Below are 22,093 nucleotides of genomic sequence, written 5' to 3' on the forward strand. Positions count from 1 at the left end.
GCACGCCCGGCCCGACACGCCGTGACGAGCCTCGCCTAGACTCGCGCGGGCCCCCGCCGTAGCCGGGCACGTCCGACGTGCCCGCGCCCGGCCGGGAGGGACGCCCGGGTCAGCCCGGGATCGTCCACCGACACCCGGAGGGCGGGGGAGAGACACCGACCGGGGCCGCGCGCGGCGCGGCCCGTTGCACCAGCCCGTACCGGCAAGGAGTTCCACCGTGAAGAGCACCGTCGAGCACCTCAGCCCGACGCGCGTCCGGATCAACGTCGAGGTGCCGTTCGACGAGCTCAAGCCCGACTTCGACCGCGCGTACAAGAAGATCGCCCAGCAGGTCCGGATCCCGGGCTTCCGCCCGGGCAAGGCCCCGGCCCGCATCCTCGAGGCGCGGATCGGCCGGGCCCCGGTGCTCGACGAGGTCGTGAACAACGCGATCCCGACGAAGTACCAGGAGGCCGTCGTCTCGGCCGAGGACGTCACCCCGATCGGCCGTCCGGACATCGAGGTCACCGAGATCGCCGACGGCGAGCGCATCGCGTTCACCGCCGAGGTCGACGTCCGCCCCGAGATCGCGCTGCCGGACCTCGACGGCCTGGCCGTCGAGGTCGACGAGACCGAGGTCGACGAGGAGCAGGTCACCGAGCAGCTGGACCAGCTGCGCGCCCGCTTCGGCACCCTGGCCGGTGTCGAGCGTCCCGCGACCTCGGGCGACTACGTCCAGATCGACCTCTCCGCCGCCGTCGACGGCAAGGAGATCGAGGAGGCCACCACCACCGGGTTCTCCTACGAGATCGGTCAGGGCGGCCTCATCGAGGGCATCGACGAGGCCCTCGAGGGCATGTCGGCCGACGAGGAGAAGACCTTCACCTCGAAGCTGGTCGCCGGCGAGCACGCCGACGCCGACGCCGAGATCACGGTCAAGGTGACCACCGTCAAGGAGCGTCACCTCCCCGACGCCGACGACGAGTTCGCCCAGCTCGCCTCCGAGTTCGACACGCTCGACGAGCTGACCGAGAACCTGCGCGAGCGCCTCGGCCAGTCGAAGCGGATGGAGCAGGCCGCCCAGGCCCGCGACCGCCTGCTCGACAAGCTGGTCGAGGGCACCGAGGTCCCGCTGCCGGAGAGCGTCGTCCAGGCCGAGGTCGACAACCGCCTGCACGACGCGGTGCACGCCTTCGACCACGACGAGGAGCGCTTCGCGGAGTTCCTGTCCTCCCAGGACAAGACCCGGGAGCAGTTCGACGCTGAGTCGCGCGAGGAGGCCGAGAAGGCCGTCCGCTACCGCCTCGTGCTCGACGCGCTGGCGGACTCCGAGGAGGTCTCGGTCAACGACCAGGAGATCACCGAGCGGATCCTCTACCAGGCCCAGCAGTACGGCATGGCGCCCGAGCAGTTCGTCCAGCAGATCCAGCAGGCCGGCCAGATCGGCGCGATCTACCAGGACGTCCGCCGCTCCAAGGCGCTGATCACCGCCGTGCGTGCCGCCTCGGTGACGCTGCCGAACGGTGAGGCGGTCGACCTGTCCGACCTCCTGGGCGACGACGAGGCCACCGACGAGGCCGCCGAGGGGACCGTCGAGGGGACCGTGGTCGAGGGCTCGGAGGACACCACCTCCGAGGCCGCCGACGCGGCGGACGAGGCCTCCGGCGAGAAGGCGGACGCCAAGGCCTGACCTGGCCGTCCACCCGTCCGGAACGGCACGTGGTGCGCTCTCGGCGAACATCGGGCGTCGCTCCCCGCGCGGGCACCGGTGTCCGCGTAGGGTCGGCCTCGAACCGGTCCCCACGAGGGACCGTGGACGGGTTCGCAAGACCCGAATACCGGAGAACCGAGAGCGATCCAGAGGAAGACTTTCGGGACCTGGGCGGGCACGACCGACGTCGTGCCCGCCCGGCCCGACTTCGGAAAGCAGGGTGAAGTGAGCCAGCAGGACATCGGCCCGCTCGCGGGCCTCGGTAGCGGGCCGCAGATGCGGGCCGCGACCCACAGCATGTCGCTGTCCGACTCGGTGTACGAGCGGCTGCTCCAGCAGCGGATCATCGTCCTCGGCCAGCAGGTCGACGCGGAGATCTCGAACCGGATCGCCGCGCAGATGCTGCTCCTCGCAGCCGAGGACCCCGAGAAGGACATCGAGCTCTACATCAACTCGCCGGGTGGTTCGGTGACCGACGGCATGGCCGTCTTCGACACCATGAACCTCATCCCGTGCGACGTGTCGACCACGGCGATGGGCATGGCCGCCTCGATGGGCCAATTCCTGCTCTCCGCAGGGACGCCGGGCAAGCGCTTCGCGCTGCCGCACGCGCGGATCATGATGCACCAGCCGTCCGGCGGGATCGGCGGCACCGAAGCCGACATCACCATCCTCGCCGAGCAGATGCGCAAGACGAAGCGGGAGATGGCCGAGCTGATCGCGCAGCACACCGGCCAGTCGCTCGAGACCATCGAGCGGGACTCGGACCGTGACCGCTGGTTCACCGCCGAGGAGGCCAAGGACTACGGCTTCGTCGACCACGTCGTGACCCACGCCGGCCGCGCGTCGGGTTCGCAGAACGGGAGCGCCTGATGAGCACCTTCGATCCGCGCCACCCCGAGTCCGTGGCGGACCTGCGCGGGCCCGGTGGCTACGCGCCGGACCCGATCCGGTCCCGTTACGTGCTGCCCTCCTACGTCGAGCGCACCAGCTACGGGGTCAAGGAGTCGAACCCGTACAACAAGCTCTTCGAGGAGCGCATCATCTTCCTCGGTGAGCAGATCAACGACACCTCGGCGAACGACACGATGGCCCAGCTGCTGGTGCTCGAGTCGCTCGACCCGGACCGCGAGATCTCGCTGTACATCAACTCGCCGGGCGGGTCCTTCACCTCGCTGATGGCGATCTACGACACGATGCAGTTCATCCGGCCCGACATCCAGACCGTCTGCCTCGGGCAGGCGGCGTCGGCCGCGGCGGTGCTGCTGTGCGCGGGCACCCCGGGTCGCCGGATGGCGGTCGAGAACGCCCGCATCCTGATCCACCAGCCGGCCACCGAGGGTGTCTACGGCCAGGCCTCCGACCTGGAGATCCAGGCCACCGAGATCTCCCGCATCCGCAAGCGGATGGAGGAGGTCATCGCCCGGCACTCGAACCGCACCGCCGAGCAGGTGCGCGACGACATCGACCGGGACAAGATCCTGACGGCCGAGGAGGCCAAGGAGTACGGCCTGGTCGACGAGATCGTCCAGAGCCGGAAGCTGTCCGCCACCGGCGGCCGCTGACGACATCCCGGGTCACCGGGGCCGGGCACGGCCCCGGTGACCGCCCGCCGACCCGCCGCGGAATCGGACTCTTCTTCCGGTCCCGGCGGCGGGTCCGGGCAGGTACCGTCGTCCCCGGAGGCCACGCGGTCCCGGAGGACCGGTCTCTCCGGAGACGACGGGCACGACGCGAGAACGCCGGACCAGGACTGGGGATCGACACCTATGGCACGCATCGGCGACGGCGGGGACCTGCTCAAGTGCTCCTTCTGCGGGAAGAGCCAGAAGCAGGTCAAGAAGCTCATCGCCGGCCCCGGCGTCTACATCTGCGACGAGTGCATCGATCTCTGCAACGAGATCATCGAGGAGGAGCTGGCCGAGGCCGGTGAGGTCAAGCTCGACGAGCTGCCGAAGCCCGCCGAGATCCACGACTTCCTCGACCAGTACGTCGTCGGTCAGCCCGACACCAAGCGGACGCTGTCCGTGGCCGTCTACAACCACTACAAGCGCATCCAGGCCGGCGAGCGCCTCCGCGCCAGCGGCAACGGCGACGGCGACGGCATCGAGATCGCCAAGTCGAACATCCTGATGCTCGGCCCGACCGGGTGCGGCAAGACCTACCTCGCGCAGACCCTCGCGAAGCTGCTGAACGTGCCGTTCGCCATCGCCGACGCGACCGCGCTGACGGAGGCCGGCTACGTCGGCGAGGACGTCGAGAACATCCTGCTGAAGCTGATCCAGGCCGCCGACTACGACGTGAAGCGTGCCGAGACCGGCATCATCTACATCGACGAGGTCGACAAGATCGCCCGCAAGTCGGAGAACCCGTCGATCACCCGGGACGTCTCCGGCGAGGGTGTCCAGCAGGCGCTGCTGAAGATCCTCGAGGGCACCACCGCGAGCGTGCCGCCGCAGGGCGGGCGCAAGCACCCGCACCAGGAGTTCATCCAGATCGACACGACGAACGTGCTGTTCATCGTGGCCGGCGCCTTCGCCGGGCTGGAGCGGATCATCGGGGAGCGGGTCGGCAAGTCGGGGATCGGCTTCGGCGCGGACATCCGCTCGAAGAAGGACATGGACCCGGCGGAGAGCTTCGCCGAGACCCTCCCCGAGGACCTCATCAAGTTCGGCCTCATCCCCGAGTTCATCGGCCGGCTGCCGATCGTGGCATCGGTGACCTCGCTGGACAAGGACGCCCTGGTCAAGATCCTCACCGAGCCGCGCAACGCCCTGGTGAAGCAGTACCGCAAGCTGTTCGAGATGGACGGCGTGGAGCTCGACTTCGCCGAGGAGGCGCTGGAGGCCGTCGCCGATCTCGCGATCCTGCGCGGCACCGGCGCCCGTGGCCTGCGGGCGATCATGGAGGAGGTGCTCCTCCCGGTCATGTACGACATCCCGAGCCGCGACGACGTGGCGAAGGTCGTCGTCACCGCGCAGACGGTCAAGGAGAACGTCAACCCGACGATCGTCCCGCGGCAGCCCCCGCGCCGGGAGCGCCGCGACCGCTCGGCCTGAGCCCGGTCACCCGCCGCGACGCCGGTCCCGCCCACAGGGTGGGGCCGGCGTTGCCGCGTCGAGTGCACTACTCCGGTTGCCGTACCGTTCGTCGTTACTTAGCGTTGCGCCCGCAACGGACGACGGAGGGGCACGATGGCCGGTTTTCTGACGAGGGAGCGGATCGTCGCTCCACCCGGGTGGAGCAGGTGGCTCGTGCCACCGGCGGCGCTCTCGATCCACCTGGCGATCGGCCAGGCGTACGCGTGGAGCGCGTTCAAGGCCCCGCTGGAGAACGGGCTCGACATCTCGGGTGTCGCGAGCGCGCTGCCCTTCACCCTGGCCATCATCATGCTGGGGCTGTCGTCGGCACTGTTCGGCACGAAGGTCGACGCCAACGGGCCCCGCTGGGCGATGGTCGTCGCCACGGCGTGCTTCGTCTCCGGCTTCCTGATCTCCGGCCTCGGCCTGCATCTCGGCTGGTTCTGGCTGGTCGTGCTCGGGTACGGCTTCGTCGGCGGTATCGGGCTGGGCGTCGGGTACATCTCGCCGGTGTCCACCCTGATCAAGTGGTTCCCGGACCGGCCGGGCCTGGCCACCGGCCTCGCGATCATGGGTTTCGGTGGCGGCGCGCTGATCGCGTCCCCGCTGACGGCGTCGCTGCTGTCGACCTTCGGTGCGAGCGGTGACTCGCCCTCGGTGCCGGGCATCGGCAACACCTTCCTCGCCATGGGGGCCATCTACCTGGTCTTCATGTCGCTGGGCTGGCTGCTGATCCGGGTCCCGGCCGAGGGCTGGGCGCCGGCAGGCTGGTCGCCCGCCGCGGCGAAGAAGTCCGGGATGATCTCGACCGGCCAGGTGTCGGCACGCAACGCGATCAGGACCCCGCAGTTCTGGCTGCTGTGGGTGGTCCTGTGCTTCAACGTCACCGCGGGCATCGGGATCCTGGAACGGGCCAACCCGATCTTCAAGGACTTCTTCGCGGACTCCTCGCCCGCGGAGACGCTGGCGGCCGCCGCGGTCGGCTTCGTCTCGATCCTCTCGCTCGCGAACTCCGCGGGCCGGATCGCCTGGTCGTCCCTGTCGGACGTGCTGGGCCGCAAGAACATGTACCGGATCTACCTGGGTGTCGGCGCGCTGCTCTACCTGCTGATCACGCTGATCCCGAACTCGAACCGGGCACTGTTCATCGTGGCCGCGGTGCTGATCCTCTCGTTCTACGGCGCCGGTTTCGCCACCGTCCCCGCCTACCTCCGGGACCTGTTCGGCACCTACCAGGTCGGCGCGATCCACGGCCGGCTGTTGACCGCCTGGTCCACGGCGGGCGTGCTCGGGCCGCTGATCGTCAACGCGATCGCCGACGCCCGCATCGAGGCCGGCGTGCAGGGCCCGGCCCGGTACACCACCGCCTTCTCGATCATGATCGGGCTGCTGGTGATCGCGTTCGTGTGCAACGAGCTGATCCGGCCGGTCGACGCGAAGCACCACGAACCCGAGCCGGAGGACACCGCCACCGGCCCGGAGACCGAGACCGCCGAGGCGAAGGGGGCACAGTCGTGAGCACGTCCGAGGTGGCGGGATCCGCCACGTGGAGCCCGCTGCAGTGGCTCGGGGCGGTCCTGGCCTGGATCTGGGTCGGGGTGCCGTTCGCCTACGGCCTCTACGAGCTGGTCCTGAAGATCCCGGCCCTGTTCGGCTGAGAGATCACCCACGGCCGGTTCACCGGCCGTTCACCCGGATGGTCCGGTTGTTGTTCACCCGTCCGGATTAGAACGGCGTCGTGGTCCTGTCACGACGTTCCCTGTTCCGCACCGCGGCCGCCGGCGGCCTCGCCGCCGGCGCCGCGCTGTCCCTTCCCACCACCGCGTCCGCGGCACCGGCACTGGTCCGCTCCGGACGCCCCGTCCTCACCCACGGCGTCCAGGCCGGGGACGTCCGCGGCGGCTCCGGTCTGGTCTGGACGCGGGCCGACCGGCCGTCCCGGATGGTCGTCGAGGTCGCGGACTCGCCGGACTTCCGGCGGGCCCTGCGCGTCCCCGGCCCGCTGCTGACCCCCGACGGCGACTTCACCGGCCGGCTGCGGGTGCCCGCCCGTCGTGGCCGGGTGCACTACCGCGTCGTCGCGGAGGCGCTCGACGGCGGCGGTGCGAGCGAGTCGCTCACCGGCAGCTTCCGGGCCGAGCCCGGACGCGGGGAGCCGGTCCGGATCCAGTGGTCCGGCGACGTCGTCGGGCAGGGCTGGGGCATCGACCGGGCGCACGGCGGGATGCGGATCTTCTCCGCGATGGCGGACCGCGAGCCGGACCTGTTCCTGCACTCCGGGGACACCGTCTACGCCGACGGCCCGCTGGAGGAGACGGTCACGCTGCCCGACGGCCGGGTCTGGCGCAACGAGATGACCGCCGAGAAGGCGAAGGTCGCGGAGACGCTGGCCGAGTTCCGCGGCCAGTTCGCCTACAACCTGCGCGACGACAACATGCGCCGGTTCGCCGCGTCGGTGGGCCAGATCGTCCAGTGGGACGACCACGAGGTCACCAACAACTGGTACCCCGGCGAGATCCTGACCGGCGAGGTCGGGGAGAAGTACACCGAGAAGCGGGTCGACGTGCTCGCCGCCCGCGGGTTCCGGGCGTTCCACGAGTGGCAGCCGCTGGACCCGCGCACCGCCGTCGACGGGCGGGTGTACCGGCGGCTGACGTTCGGCCCGCAGGTCGAGGTGTTCGTGCTCGACATGCGCACCTACCGGACCCCGAACTCGGCCAACACCGGTACCGGCGAGCGGATCCTCGGTGAGGCCCAGGCGCGCTGGCTGGTGGAGTCGCTCGCCGACTCCCGGGCCACCTGGAAGATCATCCAGTCGGACATGCCGATCGGGGTGCAGGTGCCGGACGGTGACACCGCATGGGAGGCCGTCGCCAACGGGGTGCCGGGTCCGCCGAGCGGGCGCGAGTCCGAGATCGCCGGGGTGCTGGCGGGCATCCGCCGCCGCGGGATCCGCAACGTCGTCTGGGTGACCGCGGACGTGCACTACACCGCCGCCCACCACTACTCGCCCGAGCGGGCCGCGTTCGACGGGTTCGACCCGTTCTGGGAGTTCGTCTCCGGGCCGCTGCACGCCGGAGCGTTCGGGCCGAACGAGCTCGACCCGACCTTCGGGCCGAAGGTGGAGTTCGTACGCGGGCCGTCCCGCCAGGAGGCGTCGCCGTTGGAGGGGTTCCAGCACTTCGGGGAGCTCGACGTCGCGCCCGACGGGTCGACGCTGGACGTGCACCTGCGCGACCAGGACGGCGCCTCGCTCTGGAGCACGACGCTGCAGCGGGCCTGATCCCGGACCGCTCCGGGCGGGTCAGGGGACCGGGCGCGGTGCGGGACCGGCGAGCGTCGGGGTGATCCGCCCGAACCGGCCCTCGGAGGTGATCGGCAGCCGGTCCAGGGTCACCTCGCGGTGCGTCCCGTCGCCGCCGGGGATCGCGAAGCGGTGGTAGGCGTAGTACCACTCGTCGGTCCCCGGGATCCGCAGCGGCGATCCGTGCCCCGGCCCGCGGACGCCCGCGGCCTCGTCCTTCGCGAGGATCACGCCGTGGTCGGTGAAGGGCCCCGCCGGGCCGGGCCCCGTCGCGTAGCCGACCCGGTAGTCCTCGGAGCGGTAGTCGCCGATCGACCAGGTGACGTGCCAGGTCCCGGCCCGACGGTCGACGTGGATCCCCTCACCGAAGCCGTCCAGCCCGGACAGCACCCGGATCTTCTTCGGATCGAACGACACCATGTCCGGGTTCAGCGGCACCATCTGCGCCTGGCCGTTGCCCCAGTACAGGTAGCGGGTGCCGTCGGGCCCGGCGACGACGGCGGGGTCGATCGCCGCGCCCCGCCCGCCCGGGTTCGTCGTGACCAGCGGGCGGCCGCTGTCGCGGAACGGTCCCGTCGGGGAGTCGGCGACGGCGACGCCGATCTTCTCCTCGGCGGTGAAGTAGAGGTACCAGCGGCCGTCCTTCTCGGCGACCTCCGGCGCCCAGGCGAGCTTCTCCGCCCACCGGACGTCGGTGCCGAGCCGCAGGATCTCGCCCCGCGGCCGCCAGTTCACCAGGTCCGTCGACGACCAGGCGGTGAAGGACGCGTCGCTCGATCCCTCGCCGTCGGTGGTCGGGTACAGGTAGTACGTCTCGTCCGAGACGGTGATCGCGGGATCGGCGTAGTAGCCGTCGAGGGCGCGGCCGCCGACCGGGTGCGCGGGTGCCCCGGCCGCGGCCGGCGCCGGTGCGGGGTACAGGGCGACGGCGGCCAGCGCGAGGGCGGCGGCGAGCACGGCCGTGAGCGGCAGGCTGGTTCGCGACACCCCCGCACCGTGGGGGAGGGCACCGCGCCGCGGTGGGACGGCACGCCCGGGGCACCCCGGATCCACCCGTGCGTGCGACCGCCCCGCCCCGCCCGCCCGCCCGGCCGCGCCGCCCGCCCCGGGCCGCGCACGCTGCGGCCCCCGTGCCGGTGCGCGGCACCCCGTCACCGTCCGCGGCACCCGGTCGCCATGCGCCGCACCCGTTGCGTGGGGTGCGTCGGCCCGTGACGGGGTGCCTCGCGAGGTCGTGGGGCGGGGCGGCGGGCTGGTCAGGGCTCCTGGCTGTCGTGGGAGGCAGGGGGGTCTGTGAGGTCCGGGCCGGGCGCTACCGCTACGGGGGTCCGGGCCGCCAGGACGGGGCCTGCGGGCATCACGTCCTCGGGATCGGCGGGGGGCCGGTCGTCGGCGGGGGCCGCGAGGTAGGCGGCGGAGAGCCGCCGGTACGGGCGCGACGCCAGGGCGGCCAGGGTGGCCACGAGTCCGAGCAGCCCCGTCACCACGAAGACGAGCGCGATCGCCCGGTCGGTCCCGGTGCCGAACCAGCCGCCGATCGCCCGGGCACCGGCGCCGCCGTCGCTCATGAACGGCACCACCACCAGCTCGGTGACGGGCGCGAGCAGGAACGCCGTCAGCGGCGAGGCGGCCTGTTCCACGCTCTGCGCGAACCCGAAGACCCGGCCCTGCCTGCCGTAGGGCACCACCCGCTGCAGGACGGTCTGCTCCGCGGCCTCGGCGTAGGGCATGAGCAGCATGAACACCGTCATCCCGATCGTCAGCAGGACGATCGAGGCCTGCAGCGGGAACAGCATCGTCGCCGTCCACAGTGTCGCGTTCACCAGCAGCAGGGTCCGGATCGGTCGCGATCCGAGGCCGGTCCGCGCGACCAGCAGCCCGCCCACGATCACGCCGGTGGACAGCGCGCCCCACAGCAGACCCCACGCCTGCACCGAGATCATGGACAGGCCGTACGGGTCCATCAGCGCCATGAACACCCCGCCGAGCAGGTTGTTCACGCAGGTGAAGACGATCAGGGCCGGGAGGCCGGGCACCGAGCCGACCACCCGCAGCGTCCCGCGCAGGTCGACCCCGCCGCGGTCGTCCCCGCCCCCGGCGGCGGCGTCCACCGGCGCGGACGGCACCCGCACCCGGGACAGGTGGAGCAGCGACGCGCCCAGCACGACGAGCGCGAGCAGCAGCACCGACCGCATGCCGTCGTACGCGACGAGCAGGCCCGACAGCACCGACGTCACCAGGAACGAGACCCCGGTCGCCGTGCCGACGAGCCCGTTCGCGCGGTCCCGGACCCCGGCCGGGACCAGCAGCGTCACGAGTGTCGGCAGCGCGATCGTGCGCAGGTTGCCGGTGATCACGCCGAGCATCAGCGCGACGACGAACCCCCACAGCAGCGGGCTGGACGCGTCGCGGAAGACCTCCGTCGGCGTCGTCAGGTAGACGACCAGGCAGCCCGCGTAGATCGCCAGCGACACCGCGGCGGAGCCCTGCATCACCGCGCGCTTGCCGAACCCGTCGACGAGGCTGCCGAACCAGATCCCGGTCGACGACGTCGCCGCCAGGAAGATCCCCGCGATGATGCCGGTCGCCATCACCGACCGGGTCTCGACGAACACCCAGAACGTCACGGCGAACCACACCGTGAAGTTGACGACCGACACGGTCAGGGTGCTCGCCAGCAGGTGCGCGAAGGTCCGCTGCGTGCCGTGCCGCAGGTCCAGGCGCGTGGGGTCCATGGTCCACCGTCCTCTCGGAAGCTGGGACCGGCGGGACCGCCGGAACTCATCGGCTCCGGGACGGACGGTGCGGGACGGACCCGGGTTCGGGACGAGCGATCAGGCGGTCATGTCCAGCGAGGCGACGACCTTCGTCGGCCGGATCCGGACGACGAGCTCGCCCGGCACCCCGTTGCGGCGCCCGAACTCCTCGGCCCGGTCCTCGCCCATGTACCGGCGGCCGAGCGCGGTGGCGGTGCGCAGCAGCTCGTCCGGGTCCTCGCCGATCTCGGCGATCCCCTGGACCTGGACGAACGCGTACGGCGGTTCCGGCAGGTCGGCGGTCAGCACGACCCGCGGGTCGCGGACGATCGCGCGGCCCTTCGCGGTGCCGGCCCCGGTGTTGAAGACGATCGCGTCGTCCTCGGCCAGGAACCAGACGGGGGCGACGAGTGGGCGGCCGTCCCGCGCGGTCCAGCCGAGCATCCCGGTGCGGGTGCCGTGGTTCAGGAACCCGGCGACCTCGGGTGTGAGAGCGGTCATGCCGCGCAGCGTAGGGCGGGAATCCGGATGACCGCGCGGCCGTCACCGTGTTGGGCTCCCTGCGATGTCCCACGCGACCGAGACCGGAGTGGACGTACGGCAGCCCGTGCCGCGCGTCGTCACGGTGCTGGCCCTGAGCATCTTCGTGCTCGGCACCAGCGAGTTCGTGATCACCGGGCTGCTGCCCGACATGGCCGCCGACCTGGGCGTGACGATCTCCCAGGTCGGCTACCTGATCTCCGGGTTCGCCGTCGGGATGGTCGTCGGGGCGCCGCTGATGGCGGTCGCGACGCTGCGGCTGCCGCGGCACACCACGCTGGTGGCGATGCTGGTGGCCGTCGCCGCGCTGCACGTGCTCGGCGCGCTCACCTCCAGCTACCCGCTGCTGTTGGCGATCCGGGTGCTGACCGCGGTCGCGACCGGCGGGTTCTGGGCGGTCGCCGCCGTCGTCACGGTGTCGTCGGTGGGACCGCGCGACCGGGCCCGGGCGCTGTCCCGGCTGCTCGCCGGGCTGACCGTGTCCAACGTGGCCGGCATCCCGCTCGGCACGGTGATCGGGCAGCAGTTCGGCTGGCGGGCGACGTTCTGGATCATCGCGGCGCTGGCGCTCGCCGGACTGGCGGGGGCGCTCACGCTGGTCCCCCGTACCTGGGGCGCCGGTCAGGAACGACGGCTGTCGGCCGAGCTGGCGGTGTTCCGGCGTGCCCGGTTGTGGCTCGCGCTGACCACGACGGCGCTCTACCAAGCCGGCATGATCGCGATGCTGGCGTACCTGGCGCCGCTGCTGATCGAGGTCGCCGGGCTCGCCCCGGGCTGGGTGCCGGCCGTGCAGTTCGGCGCGGGCGTCGGCTCGCTGGCCGGGATCGTGCTGGGCGGCCGGTTCGCCGACCGGCACCCGTGGCGGACGCTGTTCGCCGCACTGGTCGGCGCCGGCGTCCTGCTCGGGCTGCTCGCCGGGACGGCCGCGCTCCCCGGCGCGGCCCCGGCGGTCGCCGTCGGGCTCGGGTTCGTCGCGTTCGTCGCCGCCGCCCCGCTGAACGCCCGCGTGTTCGCCCTCGCCGGGACCGCCCCGACGCTGGCCAGTGCGACGAACACCTCGGCGTTCAACGTGGGGAACTCGCTGGGCCCGGCGCTGGGTGGGCTCGCGATCGCCGCCGGCTGGGGGCTGACCGCGCCGCCGCTGATCGGGGTGCTCCTGATGGCGTGTGCACTCGTGCCGGCCTGCGCCTCGGTGCTCCTGGACCGGCGGTGGGGCGCCCCGGGGACGACCGGGGCGTGACACCGGCGTCGCAGGCCAGCAGGATCACCGTCGTGGGCGGGAGCGGGGGTCCGGAGGTCGGCAGTGTGCTCGGGCGGCAGGTCGACGGCGTCACCTGCGGGCCGTCGGTGCTGGTGATGACGGCCGCGCTCACCGGTTCCGGATGGCCGGGCCCGGCGGCGGAGCGGTTCGGCGCCGCGCAGCGGGCTGCCCACCGCCAGGCGAACCGGTTCTGGCCGCGCGCGCTCGGGACGACGCCCTGGGGGATGCGGGCGTGGCTGCACCGGCACGCGCCCGCCGCGGGCCGGTTCCGGGTCCGGCCCGCCACGGCGGGCGAGCTCGCCGCGGTCGCGTCCGCGCGTCGGCCGGTCCCGCTCCTGGTCGGGACGCGCCGGCTGCCCCGGCACTGGGTGCTGGTCCTGGGCGCCCGCGCCGACGGCACCTGGCGGGTCTACGAGCCGGGCTCCGGCACGGTCCGGGCGTTCCACCCGGCGGCCTTCGCCGACGGCACCGCCGCCCGGACCCTGGGCATGCCCCGCCCCTGGTGCGTGCTGCGCCCCGTCCCGTGAGCCGGTCGATCAGCACGTCGTGGCCCCGGCGACGGCCGGAACGTGCTGACCGGTCCGGGCCCGCGGTGCGGCGCGGTGCGGCGGGGGTGGTGGCGGCGGGGGTCCGGAGAGCTGTCGGTGCCGACTCGTAGACTTGACATGTGACCGAGACCCTGGGAGCGCGTACCGCCGACCTGCCCGCCAAGTGGAACCCGGGCGAGGTAGAGGGCGACATGTACCGCCGCTGGGTCGACCGCGGGTACTTCGAGGCCGACCCGGCGTCCGGCAGGCCGGCGTTCAGCATCGTGATCCCGCCGCCGAACGTCACCGGCAGCCTGCACCTGGGCCACGCGATGGACCACACCCTGATCGACGTCCTGACCCGGCGCCGCCGGATGCAGGGCTACGACGCGCTGTGGCTGCCCGGCATGGACCACGCCGGCATCGCGACCCAGTCGGTCGTCGAGCGGCGGATGGCCGCGGCCGGCGAGCCCGACCGGCACACGATCGGCCGCGAGCGGTTCGTCGAGAAGGTCTGGGAGTGGAAGGCCGAGTCCGGCGGCTCGATCCTGGGGCAGATGGAGCGCCTCGGCGACGGCGTCGACTGGTCCCGCGAGCGCTTCACCCTCGACGAGGGGCTGTCCCGCGCCGTCGCCACCGTCTTCAAGCGGATGTTCGACGACGGGCTGATCTACCGGGCCGAGCGCCTGGTCAACTGGTCCCCGGCGCTGCGCTCGGCGATCTCCGACATCGAGGTCGACCACATCGAGACCGAGGGCGAGCTCGTCTCCATGCGCTACGGCGACGGCGACGCCTCGGTCGTCGTCGCGACCACCCGGGTCGAGACGATGCTGGGGGACACCGCCGTCGCGGTCCACCCCGACGACGAGCGCTACGCAGCGCTGGTCGGCACCGAGATCGAGATGCCGATCACCGGCCGGCGGATCCCGGTCATCGCCGACACCTACGTCGACCCGGAGTTCGGCTCCGGCGCCGTCAAGATCACCCCCGCACACGACCCGAACGACTTCGAGGTCGGGAAGCGGCACGACCTGCCGATGCCGACGATCATGGACGAGACCGGCACGATCGCCGGGTCCGGCACCCGGTTCGACGGGATGGACCGGTTCGCCGCGCGCGAGGCGATCCGCGAGGAGCTGTGCGCCGAGGGCCGGATCGTCGCCGAGAAGCGGCCCTACGTGCACTCGGTCGGGCACTGCTCGCGGACCCAGGTCCCGATCGAGCCGCGCCTGAGCCTGCAGTGGTTCGTCAGCACCGGGCCCCTCGCCAGGGCGGCGGGCGACGCGGTCCGCGAGGGCCGCACCGTGCTGCACCCGAAGGAGCAGGAGAAGCGCTTCTTCGACTGGGTCGACAACATGCACGACTGGACGATCAGCCGTCAGCTGTGGTGGGGGCACCGGATCCCGGTCTGGTACGGCCCCGCCGGCGAGGTCGTCTGCGTCGGGCCGGACGAGGAGCCGCCGACCGGCGAGGGCTGGCGGCAGGACTCCGACGTCCTCGACACCTGGTTCTCCTCCGGGCTGTGGCCGTTCTCCACGCTCGGCTGGCCCGACGAGACGCCGGACCTCGAGCGCTACTACCCGAACTCGGTGCTGGTCACCGGCTACGACATCCTCTTCTTCTGGGTCGTCCGGATGATGATGTTCGGGACCTACGCGATGGGGGATACCCCGTTCCGCGACGTCTACCTGCACGGGCTCATCCGCGACGAGCACGGCAAGAAGATGTCGAAGTCCAAGGGCAACGTCATCGACCCGCTGGACCTGATGGAGGACTACGGCGCCGACGCGCTGCGGTTCACCATCGCCCGCGGCTCCAACCCGGGCACCGACATGTCGCTGTCGCCGGAGTGGGTCGCCGCGTCCCGGAACTTCACCACGAAGCTCTGGAACATCACCCGGTTCGCGCTCTCGAAGGGCGCCGACCCGCACCTGCCGCTGCCCGCCGAGGCGGACCGCACCGACGCCGACCGCTGGATCCTGGGCCGGCTCGCCGAGGTCCGCGGCCAGACCGACGAACTGCTCGACGGCTACCAGTTCGCGAAGGCGACCGAGGGCCTCTACCACTTCGCGTGGGACGAGCTGGCCGACTGGTACGTCGAGCTGTGCAAGACCCAGCTCGACGACCCGGCCACCGCGCCCGGCACCCGTGCGGTGCTCGGGCACGTCCTCGACGCGCTGCTGCGGATGCTGCACCCGATCGCGCCGTTCGTCACCGAGGCGTTGTGGACCGCGCTGACCGGTCGCGAGACCGTCGTGACGGCCGCCTGGCCGACCGCGGCCGACACCGGCGCGCCCGTCGACGCCGCCGCGGCCGCCCGGGTCACCGACGCGCAGAAGGTGATCACCGAGGTCCGCCGGTTCCGCACCGAGCAGGGCCTGCCGGACCGCAAGTCCGTCGCGGCCCGCCTGGCCGGGCTCACCGACGCGGGCCTGGCCGGCCACGAGACCGCCCTGCGGTTCCTCAACCGGCTCGACGCGGCGGGCGACGACTTCGCCGCCACCGCCACCTTCGAGGTCACGACCTCCGGGGGGCCGGTCACCGTCGAGCTGGACACCTCGGGGGCGATCGACGTCGCGGCCGAGCGCGCCCGGCTCGGCAAGGACCTGGCCGCCGCCGAGAAGGAACGCGACCAGGCGGACAAGAAGCTGAACAACCCGAAGTTCACCGAGAAGGCACCGGCCGACGTCGTCGACGGCATCCGCTCCCGGCACGCCGCCGCGCTGGCGGACATCGAGCGGATCACCGCGCGGCTGGCCGCGCTGCCGGAGGCCTGAGGCACGTGGCACCACGCGACGATCGACACGGCTACGACCAGTTCGACGAGGAGGACTCGCCGACCTACGGCGGGGACCGCTGGGCCGAGGGCGGGTTCGGCGACGACGAGGAGCCGGAGGCCGGCACCGAGCGGTCCGAGGACTCCGAGCGGTCCGAGCAGTCCGAGGAGGACGGCTCCGACGAGGACCGCTCGGACACCGCGGCCGCCGACGAGGCGGCGGAGACCCCCGAGAAGGACGCCCAGGAGGCCGTGATCGCGGCCGTGCTCGACGAGATCCGCGGTGGCGACACCCCGGACGTCGTGCCGGCCCAGTCGACGGTCACCGGGTACGCGGAGTTCCTCGCCGTCGACGCCGCGCTGGACCGCCGCTGGCCCGAGTCGGTCATGGAACCGTCGCTGGAGCGGATGCAGACGCTGTGCGACGCGCTCGGCGAACCACAGCGCGGCTACCCGGTCGTGCACCTGACCGGGACCAACGGTAAGACGTCGACCTCCCGGATGATCGACGCCCTGCTCACCGAGGTGGGCCTGCGCACCGGCCGCTACACCAGCCCGCACCTGCAGCGGGCCACCGAGCGGATCAACCTGGACAACCGCCCCGTCACCCCGGAGCACTACGTCGCGGCCTACCGGGAGGTCGAGCCCGTCGTCGAGCTGGTCGACGCGAAGCGGGGCGACGCCCCGGCGCTGTCGAAGTTCGAGGTGCTCACCGCGATGGCCTTCGCGTCGTTCTCCGACGCCCCGGTCGAGGCCGCGGTGATCGAGGTCGGGCTCGGCGGCCGGTGGGACGCGACGAACGTCGCCGACGCCGACGTCGCCGTCATCCTGCCGATCGGCGTCGACCACGCCGAGTACCTCGGGAACGACGTCCTCGACATCGCCCGCGAGAAGGCCGGGATCATCAAGGAGGGCTCGGTCGCCGTCCTCGCCGCGCAGGACAAGAAGGTGGCCGAGGTCCTCATCGAGCGCTGCGCCGAGGTCGGCGCGCAGGTCGCCCGGGAGGGCGCCGAGTTCGGCGTCCGGGAGCGGGAGCTCGCGGTCGGCGGGCAGCGCCTCGAGCTGCAGGGGCTGTCCGGCCGCTACGACGAGATCTTCCTGCCGCTGCACGGCGAGCACCAGGCGTCGAACGCGGCGGTGGCACTGGCCGCCGCCGAGGCGCTGGTCGGGGCCGGCACCGCGCAGCCCCTCGACCCGGAGGCCGTCCGGGCCGCGTTCGCGTCCGTCCGCTCGCCCGGCCGGCTGGAGCCGGTGCAGGGCGGGCCGGACACCCCCACGGTGCTGCTCGACGCCGCGCACAACCCGGCCGGGGCGACGGCGCTCGCCACGGCGCTGACCGGCGAGTTCCGGTTCACCCGCCTGGTCGGCGTGCTCGCGGTGCTCCAGGGCAAGGACGCGCGCGGGATCCTCGAGGGCCTCGAACCGGTGCTGCACGAGGTCGTGGTGACCACCAACTCCTCGCCCCGGGCGATGGACGCCGACGAGCTGGGCGCGCTCGCCGCCGAGGTCTTCGGCTCCGACCGGGTCAGCGTCGAGCCGTCGCTGCAGGCCGCCGTCGAGCAGGCGGGGGAGATCGCCGAGGAGGCCGGCGGGTCCGGCGTCGGCGTGGTCGTAACCGGGTCGGTGGTGACGGCCGGCGAGGTCCGGTCGCTGTTCGGCAGGGAGCCGGAGTGAGCGGGACGGACCGGATCGACGGGGTCCCGGAGGGCGTCCGCCCGCCGCCGACCGACCCGATGAAGGGCGCCCGCGGCGTGTTCGCCGCGACGCTGATCCTCGAGGCGATCGTGGTGCTGCTCGCGCTGCTGGTGCTGCCACGCTTCGGCAGCGGCTCCACCGCACTCGGCGCCGGGGTGATCACCGCCCTGGCCGTGGCGATGATCCTGCTGTCCGGGCTGCAGCGGCGTTCCTGGGGCCTGGGCGCGACGCTCGCGCTGCAGGTGCTCCTCATCGTCGCGTCGTTCGTGTTCGTGCCCTCGCTGGCGATCGTCGCGTTCGCGTTCGTGGTGGTCTTCGCGATCCTGCTGTGGATGCGGCGCGAGGTCGCGCGGCGGATGGCGGCGGGGACGCTGCCGTCGCAGCAGGAGGAATGAGAGGCATCGCGGTATCACCGCAGGTATCATCGCTGCCGTGGCGATGACCCTGCGGCTCACCGAGTCCGAGACCGAAGCCCTGCGCGCCCGCGCCGAGACCGAGGGGCGGTCGATGCAGGAGGTCGCCCGGGCCGCGGTCAGGGAGTACGTCGACCGGCACGACCACGACGCCGAGGTCGACCGCGCCGCCGCCTGGGTCACGGAGAACTTCAGGGACACTCTCGACCGGCTCGGCCGGGCCTGACGACCCGGTGACCCGGTACCTGAGCCTGTCCGATCTTCTGCGTTTCGCCGCGACCGCGCTCGGCGAGGAGCCCGTCGTCCGCGACTTCGGCCTGCTGGAGTCCGCCCTGGCCCGGCCCGCCACCACCCTGTTCGGCCAGGACGCCTACCCGACCGTCCACCTCAAGGCCGCAGCACTGTTGCAGAGCATCTGCGGCAACCACGCGCTGGTCGACGGGAACAAGCGGCTCGCGTGGGCGGCGACCGCCGTGTTCCTCGTGCTGAACGGGCACCCGCCGCGGATCGACCAGGACGCCGCGTTCGATCTCGTCGTCGCGGTCTCGGAGGGGACCCTGCGCGATCTCGAGCAGATCGCCGCGGCGCTGGCCGATCTCACGACGGTCCCTGGTGACGGGTGACGGTGGCCCGTGCGGGCTCGTCACACACCGTCGCTACCCTGGCCCGCGTGACTGAACGCACTCTCGTCCTGGTCAAGCCCGACGGCGTCGCGCGCAAGCTCGTCGGCGAGGTCGTCTCGCGGATCGAGCGCAAGGGCCTCGCCCTCGTCGCCCTCGACCTGCGCACCGTCGACCGTGAGCTGGCCACCCAGCACTACGCCGAGCACGACGGCAAGCCCTTCTTCGAGGAGCTGATCTCCTTCATCACCTCCGGCCCGGTCCTGGCCGCGGTCGTCGAGGGCCCGCGGGCCATCGCCGCCTGGCGTCAGGTCGCCGGCGGGACCGACCCGGTGGAGAAGGCCACCCCCGGCAGCATCCGCGGGGACCTCGCCCTGGAGACGGGGTCCAACCTGGTCCACGGCTCGGACTCCCCGGAGTCGGCCGACCGCGAGATCAAGCTCTGGTTCCCGAACCTGTGAGTGTCGACGCCCCGGCCGTCCACCGGGTCGTCGATCCACCCCCCGGCGCCGTCGCCGCGCTCGGCGATCTCTGGATCGCCGTGACCGAGGCCGGCGGCGCCGTCGACTTCGTGCCCGGCTGGGACCCCGGTGAGATCCGTGACCTCGCCGCGGCGACGATCGACGGCGTCCGCTCCGGCGACGCCTGGATGATCGTCGCCGGGGACGGGGCCGAGCCCGACGGCACCGTCTTCCTGGCCCGCGGCAGCGGTATCGCGGCGCACCGCGCCGACGTCCAGCGCCTGATGGTCCGCCCGGACCTGCAGGGCCGTGGGGTCGGGACGGCGCTCCTCGCCGCCGCCGTCGCGCACGGCCGGGAGATGGGCGTCGAGATGGTCACGCTCGGGGCGCGCGGCGGGACGCCGCTGCCGGCGTTCTACGCCGCCCGCGGGTTCGCCGAGTACGGAAGGCTCCCCGCCGGGGTGCGGCTCGCGCCCGGCGACGCGCGCGACGTGCACCTGTTCGTGTACCCCCTCTGACCGGCCGATCGATCAGGTCGCCCGTCGGCCGGATGGCAGGGACGGGCGTTGCGCGCCACCATGAGCGGATGACGGTGCTCACCCCGCGCCCGACCACCGCGGATCTCGTCCGGAGCGTGGTCGTGGCGGTCCTGGCGATCCTGCAGGTGCTGGTCTCCACGCTGGGCGGATCCGGGATCGGGGAGGTGGCCGGGTCCTACGACACGCCGCTGCTCGCGGCCGGGTGGGCGTTCTCGATCTGGGGCCTGATCTACCTGGGGTTCGTCGTCTACGCGGCCTACGCGCTGCTGCCCGCGCAGCGCGGGCGCGGAATCCACCGCCGGGTCGGCTGGTGGCTCGCGGCCTCGGCGGCGCTGAACCCGCTGTGGATCCTGGCGTTCTCGAACCGCTGGGTCGTCACCGCCGAGGTGGTGCTGATCGGGCTGGTCGCCGTCCTCGCGGTCGCGTACTCGCGGCTGGCGCGCGACGCCGCCGACGGCTGGGTCGAGCGGCTGGCGTTCCGGCTGCCTGTCGCCCTCTACCTGGGCTGGTCGTCGGCGGCGCTGGTGCTCGGCCTGATGGCCGCCGGTGTCGCGGTCGGCCTGCCCGCCGACGGCGCGCTGCCCCAGACCGCGGCGATCCTGCTGCTGGTGATGCTGACCGCCGCCGTGCTGTCGGTGATCGGGTCGACCGCGGGTTTCGCGGGCTTCGCCGCGGCCGTCGTCTGGGCGCTTGCCGGGGTGGCCGCGAACGACCGTCCGATCGCGGTCACCGCCGTCGCCGTCGTCGCCGCGGTGCTGGTCGCGGTGCAGGCCGGACGCCGGATCGGCCGGTCGGTCCAGCCGGCCCGGCTCGCGCTGGGCTGAGTGCCACGAACCCGGTGGCGTCGTCGGGGTCGCTTGCTACCGTCGTGCCGGCACAGCAGCGGTACCAGGGAGGACCGGAATGATCACCGGGAGCATCGTCGCGATCGTGACCCCGATGCACGACGACGGCGAGGTCGACCACAAGGCCCTCGGCGAGCTCGTCGAGCGCCAGATCGACGCGGGCACCTCCGCGATCGTCTCGGTCGGCACCACCGGTGAGTCGTCGACGCTGTCGGTGCTGGAGCACACCGAGGTCATGCGCCGCACCATCGAGGTCGCGAACGGGCGGGTCCCCGTCATCGCCGGCACCGGTGCCAACTCCACCGACGAGGCCGTGCACCTCACCCGGGCCGCCCGCGCCGCCGGTGCCGACGGCGCCCTGCTGGTCACGCCGTACTACAACAAGCCCCCGCAGGAGGGGCTGTACCAGCACTTCAAGCGGATCGCGGAGACCGTCGCCATCCCGCAGTACCTCTACAACGTGCCGGGGCGCACCGCCTGCGACCTCCTCCCGACGACGGTCGCGCGGCTGGCCGAGATCCCGAACATCGTCGGGCTCAAGGAGGCCAAGGGCGATCTCGACCGCGTCCGCGAGCTGGTCGCCCTCGGCCTCGACGACTTCGCGCTCTACTCCGGCGACGACGGCACCGCCCGCGCGTCGATGCTCGCCGGGTTCCACGGCGACATCTCGGTCACGGCCAACGTCGCCCCCGAGCCGATGGCCCGGATGTGCAAGGCCGCCGTCGCCGGCGACGCCGAGACCGCCGCCGCGCTGGACGCCGACCTCGCGGGCCTGCACGCCGCCCTGTTCTCGGAGCCGAACCCGATCCCGGTGAAGTGGGCGCTGGCCGAGCTGGGCCTCATGCCCGGCGGGATCCGGCTGCCGCTGGTGCCGCTCGACGAGTGGCACCACGAGGACGTCCGCGCCGCGCTGCGCGCTGCCGAGCTGCTCGCCTGACCCGCGGCCCCGGCTCAGTCCGGGGGATCGGCGATGCCGGCCAGGCACAGGTACATGTCCGAGACCTCGCCGGCGAGCGCCTCGAGCCTGTCCGGCTCCGCCGCGGCCAGACGTGCGAACCGGGCGATCAGGCCGGTGATCGCCACCGAGATCCGGTCCGGGGGCACCACGGGCCGGGCGACGCCGTCGTCGGCGAGCCGTTCGAGGAAGCGGGTGTTGCGGCGCTCCGCGCGGGCGAACACCTCGTCGTGCACCTCGCGCAGCGCCGGGTCGGCGAGCGCCTGGTGGGCGAGGATCGTCAGCAGCCCGTCGTGACGGGTGTAGGCGCGCAGGTAGCCGGCGACGATCTCGCGGACCATCGTCGCCGGTGACCCGCTCGGCGTGCGCTCCTGGAGGCGCAGGAACTCCGCCCGGACGCGGTCGACCAGCGCCCGGAACACGGCGTCCTTCGAGTCGAAGTAGGAGTACACCGTCGGCCGGGTCACCCCCGCCGCCGACGCCAGCGCCGCGACCGTCGTCGCCTCGTACCCGAGCCGCCGGAACACGCCCTCGGCGGTGTCGAGCAGCAGGGCGCGCCGGTCCTCCGCCGGGACGGCCCGGCCACCGAGCCCCGCGGCCTGCGACATGGGGCCACTCTCGCACGCGGCCG

22 protein-coding genes are annotated in these 22,093 nt (G+C 72.8%); 18 read left to right on the forward strand and 4 right to left on the reverse strand.

The window, feature by feature from the left end:
* Positions 1–217 precede the first annotated feature (217 nt).
* The 7 genes from tig (at position 218) to AD017_RS20920 (ending at position 8,053) form a co-directional block, all read left to right on the forward strand.
* Positions 218–1,669: a trigger factor gene (tig, locus tag AD017_RS20895; RefSeq protein ID WP_060575214.1), complete on the forward strand. Its 1,452-nt coding sequence runs from the start codon at positions 218–220 to the stop codon at positions 1,667–1,669.
* 297 nt (positions 1,670–1,966) lie between these two features.
* Positions 1,967–2,563 (forward strand): ATP-dependent Clp protease proteolytic subunit, encoded by a 597-nt coding sequence (locus AD017_RS20900; RefSeq protein ID WP_029239652.1) that lies wholly within the window; start codon positions 1,967–1,969, stop codon positions 2,561–2,563.
* Complete coding sequence (locus tag AD017_RS20905; RefSeq protein WP_010232505.1) at positions 2,563–3,255, forward strand: ATP-dependent Clp protease proteolytic subunit; 693 nt, start codon at positions 2,563–2,565, stop codon at positions 3,253–3,255. Before AD017_RS20900 ends, AD017_RS20905 begins: the two co-directional genes overlap by 1 nt.
* Before the next feature lie 204 nt (positions 3,256–3,459).
* Complete coding sequence (gene clpX, locus AD017_RS20910) at positions 3,460–4,749, forward strand: ATP-dependent Clp protease ATP-binding subunit ClpX (protein ID WP_010232504.1); 1,290 nt, start codon at positions 3,460–3,462, stop codon at positions 4,747–4,749.
* 135 nt (positions 4,750–4,884) lie between these two features.
* On the forward strand, positions 4,885–6,288 hold the full coding sequence (locus AD017_RS20915; protein ID WP_060575215.1) for an OFA family MFS transporter: 1,404 nt from the start codon (positions 4,885–4,887) through the stop codon (positions 6,286–6,288).
* Positions 6,285–6,428, forward strand: coding sequence for a hypothetical protein (locus AD017_RS35420; RefSeq protein ID WP_010232502.1), 144 nt, complete (start codon positions 6,285–6,287; stop codon positions 6,426–6,428). The genes AD017_RS20915 and AD017_RS35420 overlap by 4 nt, the downstream gene beginning before the upstream one ends.
* 80 nt (positions 6,429–6,508) lie before the next feature.
* Entirely contained in the window at positions 6,509–8,053 is a 1,545-nt protein-coding gene (locus tag AD017_RS20920; RefSeq protein ID WP_060575216.1) for an alkaline phosphatase, read from the forward strand.
* Positions 8,054–8,074: 21 nt separating this feature from the next.
* On the opposite strand, the gene AD017_RS20925 is transcribed toward AD017_RS20920, so the two are convergent.
* The 3 genes from AD017_RS20925 to AD017_RS20935 all read right to left on the reverse strand — a co-directional run bounded on the left by AD017_RS20925 (position 8,075) and on the right by AD017_RS20935 (position 11,331).
* Positions 8,075–9,061, reverse strand: a complete 987-nt coding sequence (locus AD017_RS20925) for a family 43 glycosylhydrolase (RefSeq protein WP_227012801.1) — start codon at positions 9,059–9,061, stop codon at positions 8,075–8,077.
* Between the two features lie 269 nt (positions 9,062–9,330).
* Positions 9,331–10,809 (reverse strand): MFS transporter, encoded by a 1,479-nt coding sequence (locus AD017_RS20930; RefSeq protein ID WP_145982562.1) that lies wholly within the window; start codon positions 10,807–10,809, stop codon positions 9,331–9,333.
* Between the two features lie 99 nt (positions 10,810–10,908).
* Positions 10,909–11,331 carry a PPOX class F420-dependent oxidoreductase gene (locus AD017_RS20935; protein WP_060575217.1) on the reverse strand — a complete coding sequence of 141 codons (423 nt, stop codon included), beginning with the start codon at positions 11,329–11,331 and terminating at the stop codon, positions 10,909–10,911.
* A 64-nt stretch (positions 11,332–11,395) separates the two neighbouring features.
* Here AD017_RS20935 and AD017_RS20940 point away from each other — a divergent pair, with 64 nt between their 5' ends.
* The 11 genes from AD017_RS20940 to dapA all read left to right on the forward strand — a co-directional run bounded on the left by AD017_RS20940 (position 11,396) and on the right by dapA (position 21,444).
* Complete coding sequence (locus AD017_RS20940) at positions 11,396–12,610, forward strand: MFS transporter (protein ID WP_060575218.1); 1,215 nt, start codon at positions 11,396–11,398, stop codon at positions 12,608–12,610.
* 32 nt (positions 12,611–12,642) lie between these two features.
* Positions 12,643–13,158: a hypothetical protein gene (locus tag AD017_RS20945; protein ID WP_145982563.1), complete on the forward strand. Its 516-nt coding sequence runs from the start codon at positions 12,643–12,645 to the stop codon at positions 13,156–13,158.
* Between the two features lie 140 nt (positions 13,159–13,298).
* Complete coding sequence (locus AD017_RS20950; protein WP_060575219.1) at positions 13,299–15,935, forward strand: valine--tRNA ligase; 2,637 nt, start codon at positions 13,299–13,301, stop codon at positions 15,933–15,935.
* A 251-nt stretch (positions 15,936–16,186) separates the two neighbouring features.
* The gene (locus tag AD017_RS20955; protein WP_369821696.1) at positions 16,187–17,608 is read left to right on the forward strand and encodes a folylpolyglutamate synthase/dihydrofolate synthase family protein; all 1,422 of its coding nucleotides are present in this window, start codon (positions 16,187–16,189) and stop codon (positions 17,606–17,608) included.
* Positions 17,605–18,024 (forward strand): DUF4233 domain-containing protein, encoded by a 420-nt coding sequence (locus tag AD017_RS20960; protein WP_010232585.1) that lies wholly within the window; start codon positions 17,605–17,607, stop codon positions 18,022–18,024. The genes AD017_RS20955 and AD017_RS20960 overlap by 4 nt, the downstream gene beginning before the upstream one ends.
* Before the next feature lie 43 nt (positions 18,025–18,067).
* Positions 18,068–18,268, forward strand: coding sequence for a ribbon-helix-helix protein, CopG family (locus AD017_RS20965; RefSeq protein WP_082399335.1), 201 nt, complete (start codon positions 18,068–18,070; stop codon positions 18,266–18,268).
* 7 nt (positions 18,269–18,275) lie between these two features.
* Entirely contained in the window at positions 18,276–18,665 is a 390-nt protein-coding gene (locus AD017_RS20970; protein ID WP_060575221.1) for a type II toxin-antitoxin system death-on-curing family toxin, read from the forward strand.
* Between the two features lie 47 nt (positions 18,666–18,712).
* Positions 18,713–19,123 (forward strand): nucleoside-diphosphate kinase, encoded by a 411-nt coding sequence (ndk, locus tag AD017_RS20975; RefSeq protein WP_060576517.1) that lies wholly within the window; start codon positions 18,713–18,715, stop codon positions 19,121–19,123.
* A complete protein-coding gene (locus AD017_RS20980; RefSeq protein ID WP_060575222.1) occupies positions 19,120–19,641 on the forward strand; it encodes a GNAT family N-acetyltransferase in 522 nt (173 codons plus the stop codon). Before ndk ends, AD017_RS20980 begins: the two co-directional genes overlap by 4 nt.
* Before the next feature lie 68 nt (positions 19,642–19,709).
* A complete protein-coding gene (locus AD017_RS20985) occupies positions 19,710–20,486 on the forward strand; it encodes a hypothetical protein (protein WP_060575223.1) in 777 nt (258 codons plus the stop codon).
* A 79-nt stretch (positions 20,487–20,565) separates the two neighbouring features.
* The gene (gene dapA / locus AD017_RS20990) at positions 20,566–21,444 is read left to right on the forward strand and encodes a 4-hydroxy-tetrahydrodipicolinate synthase (RefSeq protein ID WP_010232594.1); all 879 of its coding nucleotides are present in this window, start codon (positions 20,566–20,568) and stop codon (positions 21,442–21,444) included.
* Positions 21,445–21,458: 14 nt separating this feature from the next.
* Here the strand turns inward: dapA and AD017_RS20995 are convergent, their stop codons facing one another.
* Complete coding sequence (locus tag AD017_RS20995) at positions 21,459–22,070, reverse strand: TetR/AcrR family transcriptional regulator (RefSeq protein ID WP_060575224.1); 612 nt, start codon at positions 22,068–22,070, stop codon at positions 21,459–21,461.
* Between the last annotated feature and the right edge of the window lie 23 nt (positions 22,071–22,093).

The sequence above is a fragment of the Pseudonocardia sp. EC080619-01 genome (genome assembly GCF_001420995.1).
Taxonomy (GTDB): domain Bacteria; phylum Actinomycetota; class Actinomycetes; order Mycobacteriales; family Pseudonocardiaceae; genus Pseudonocardia.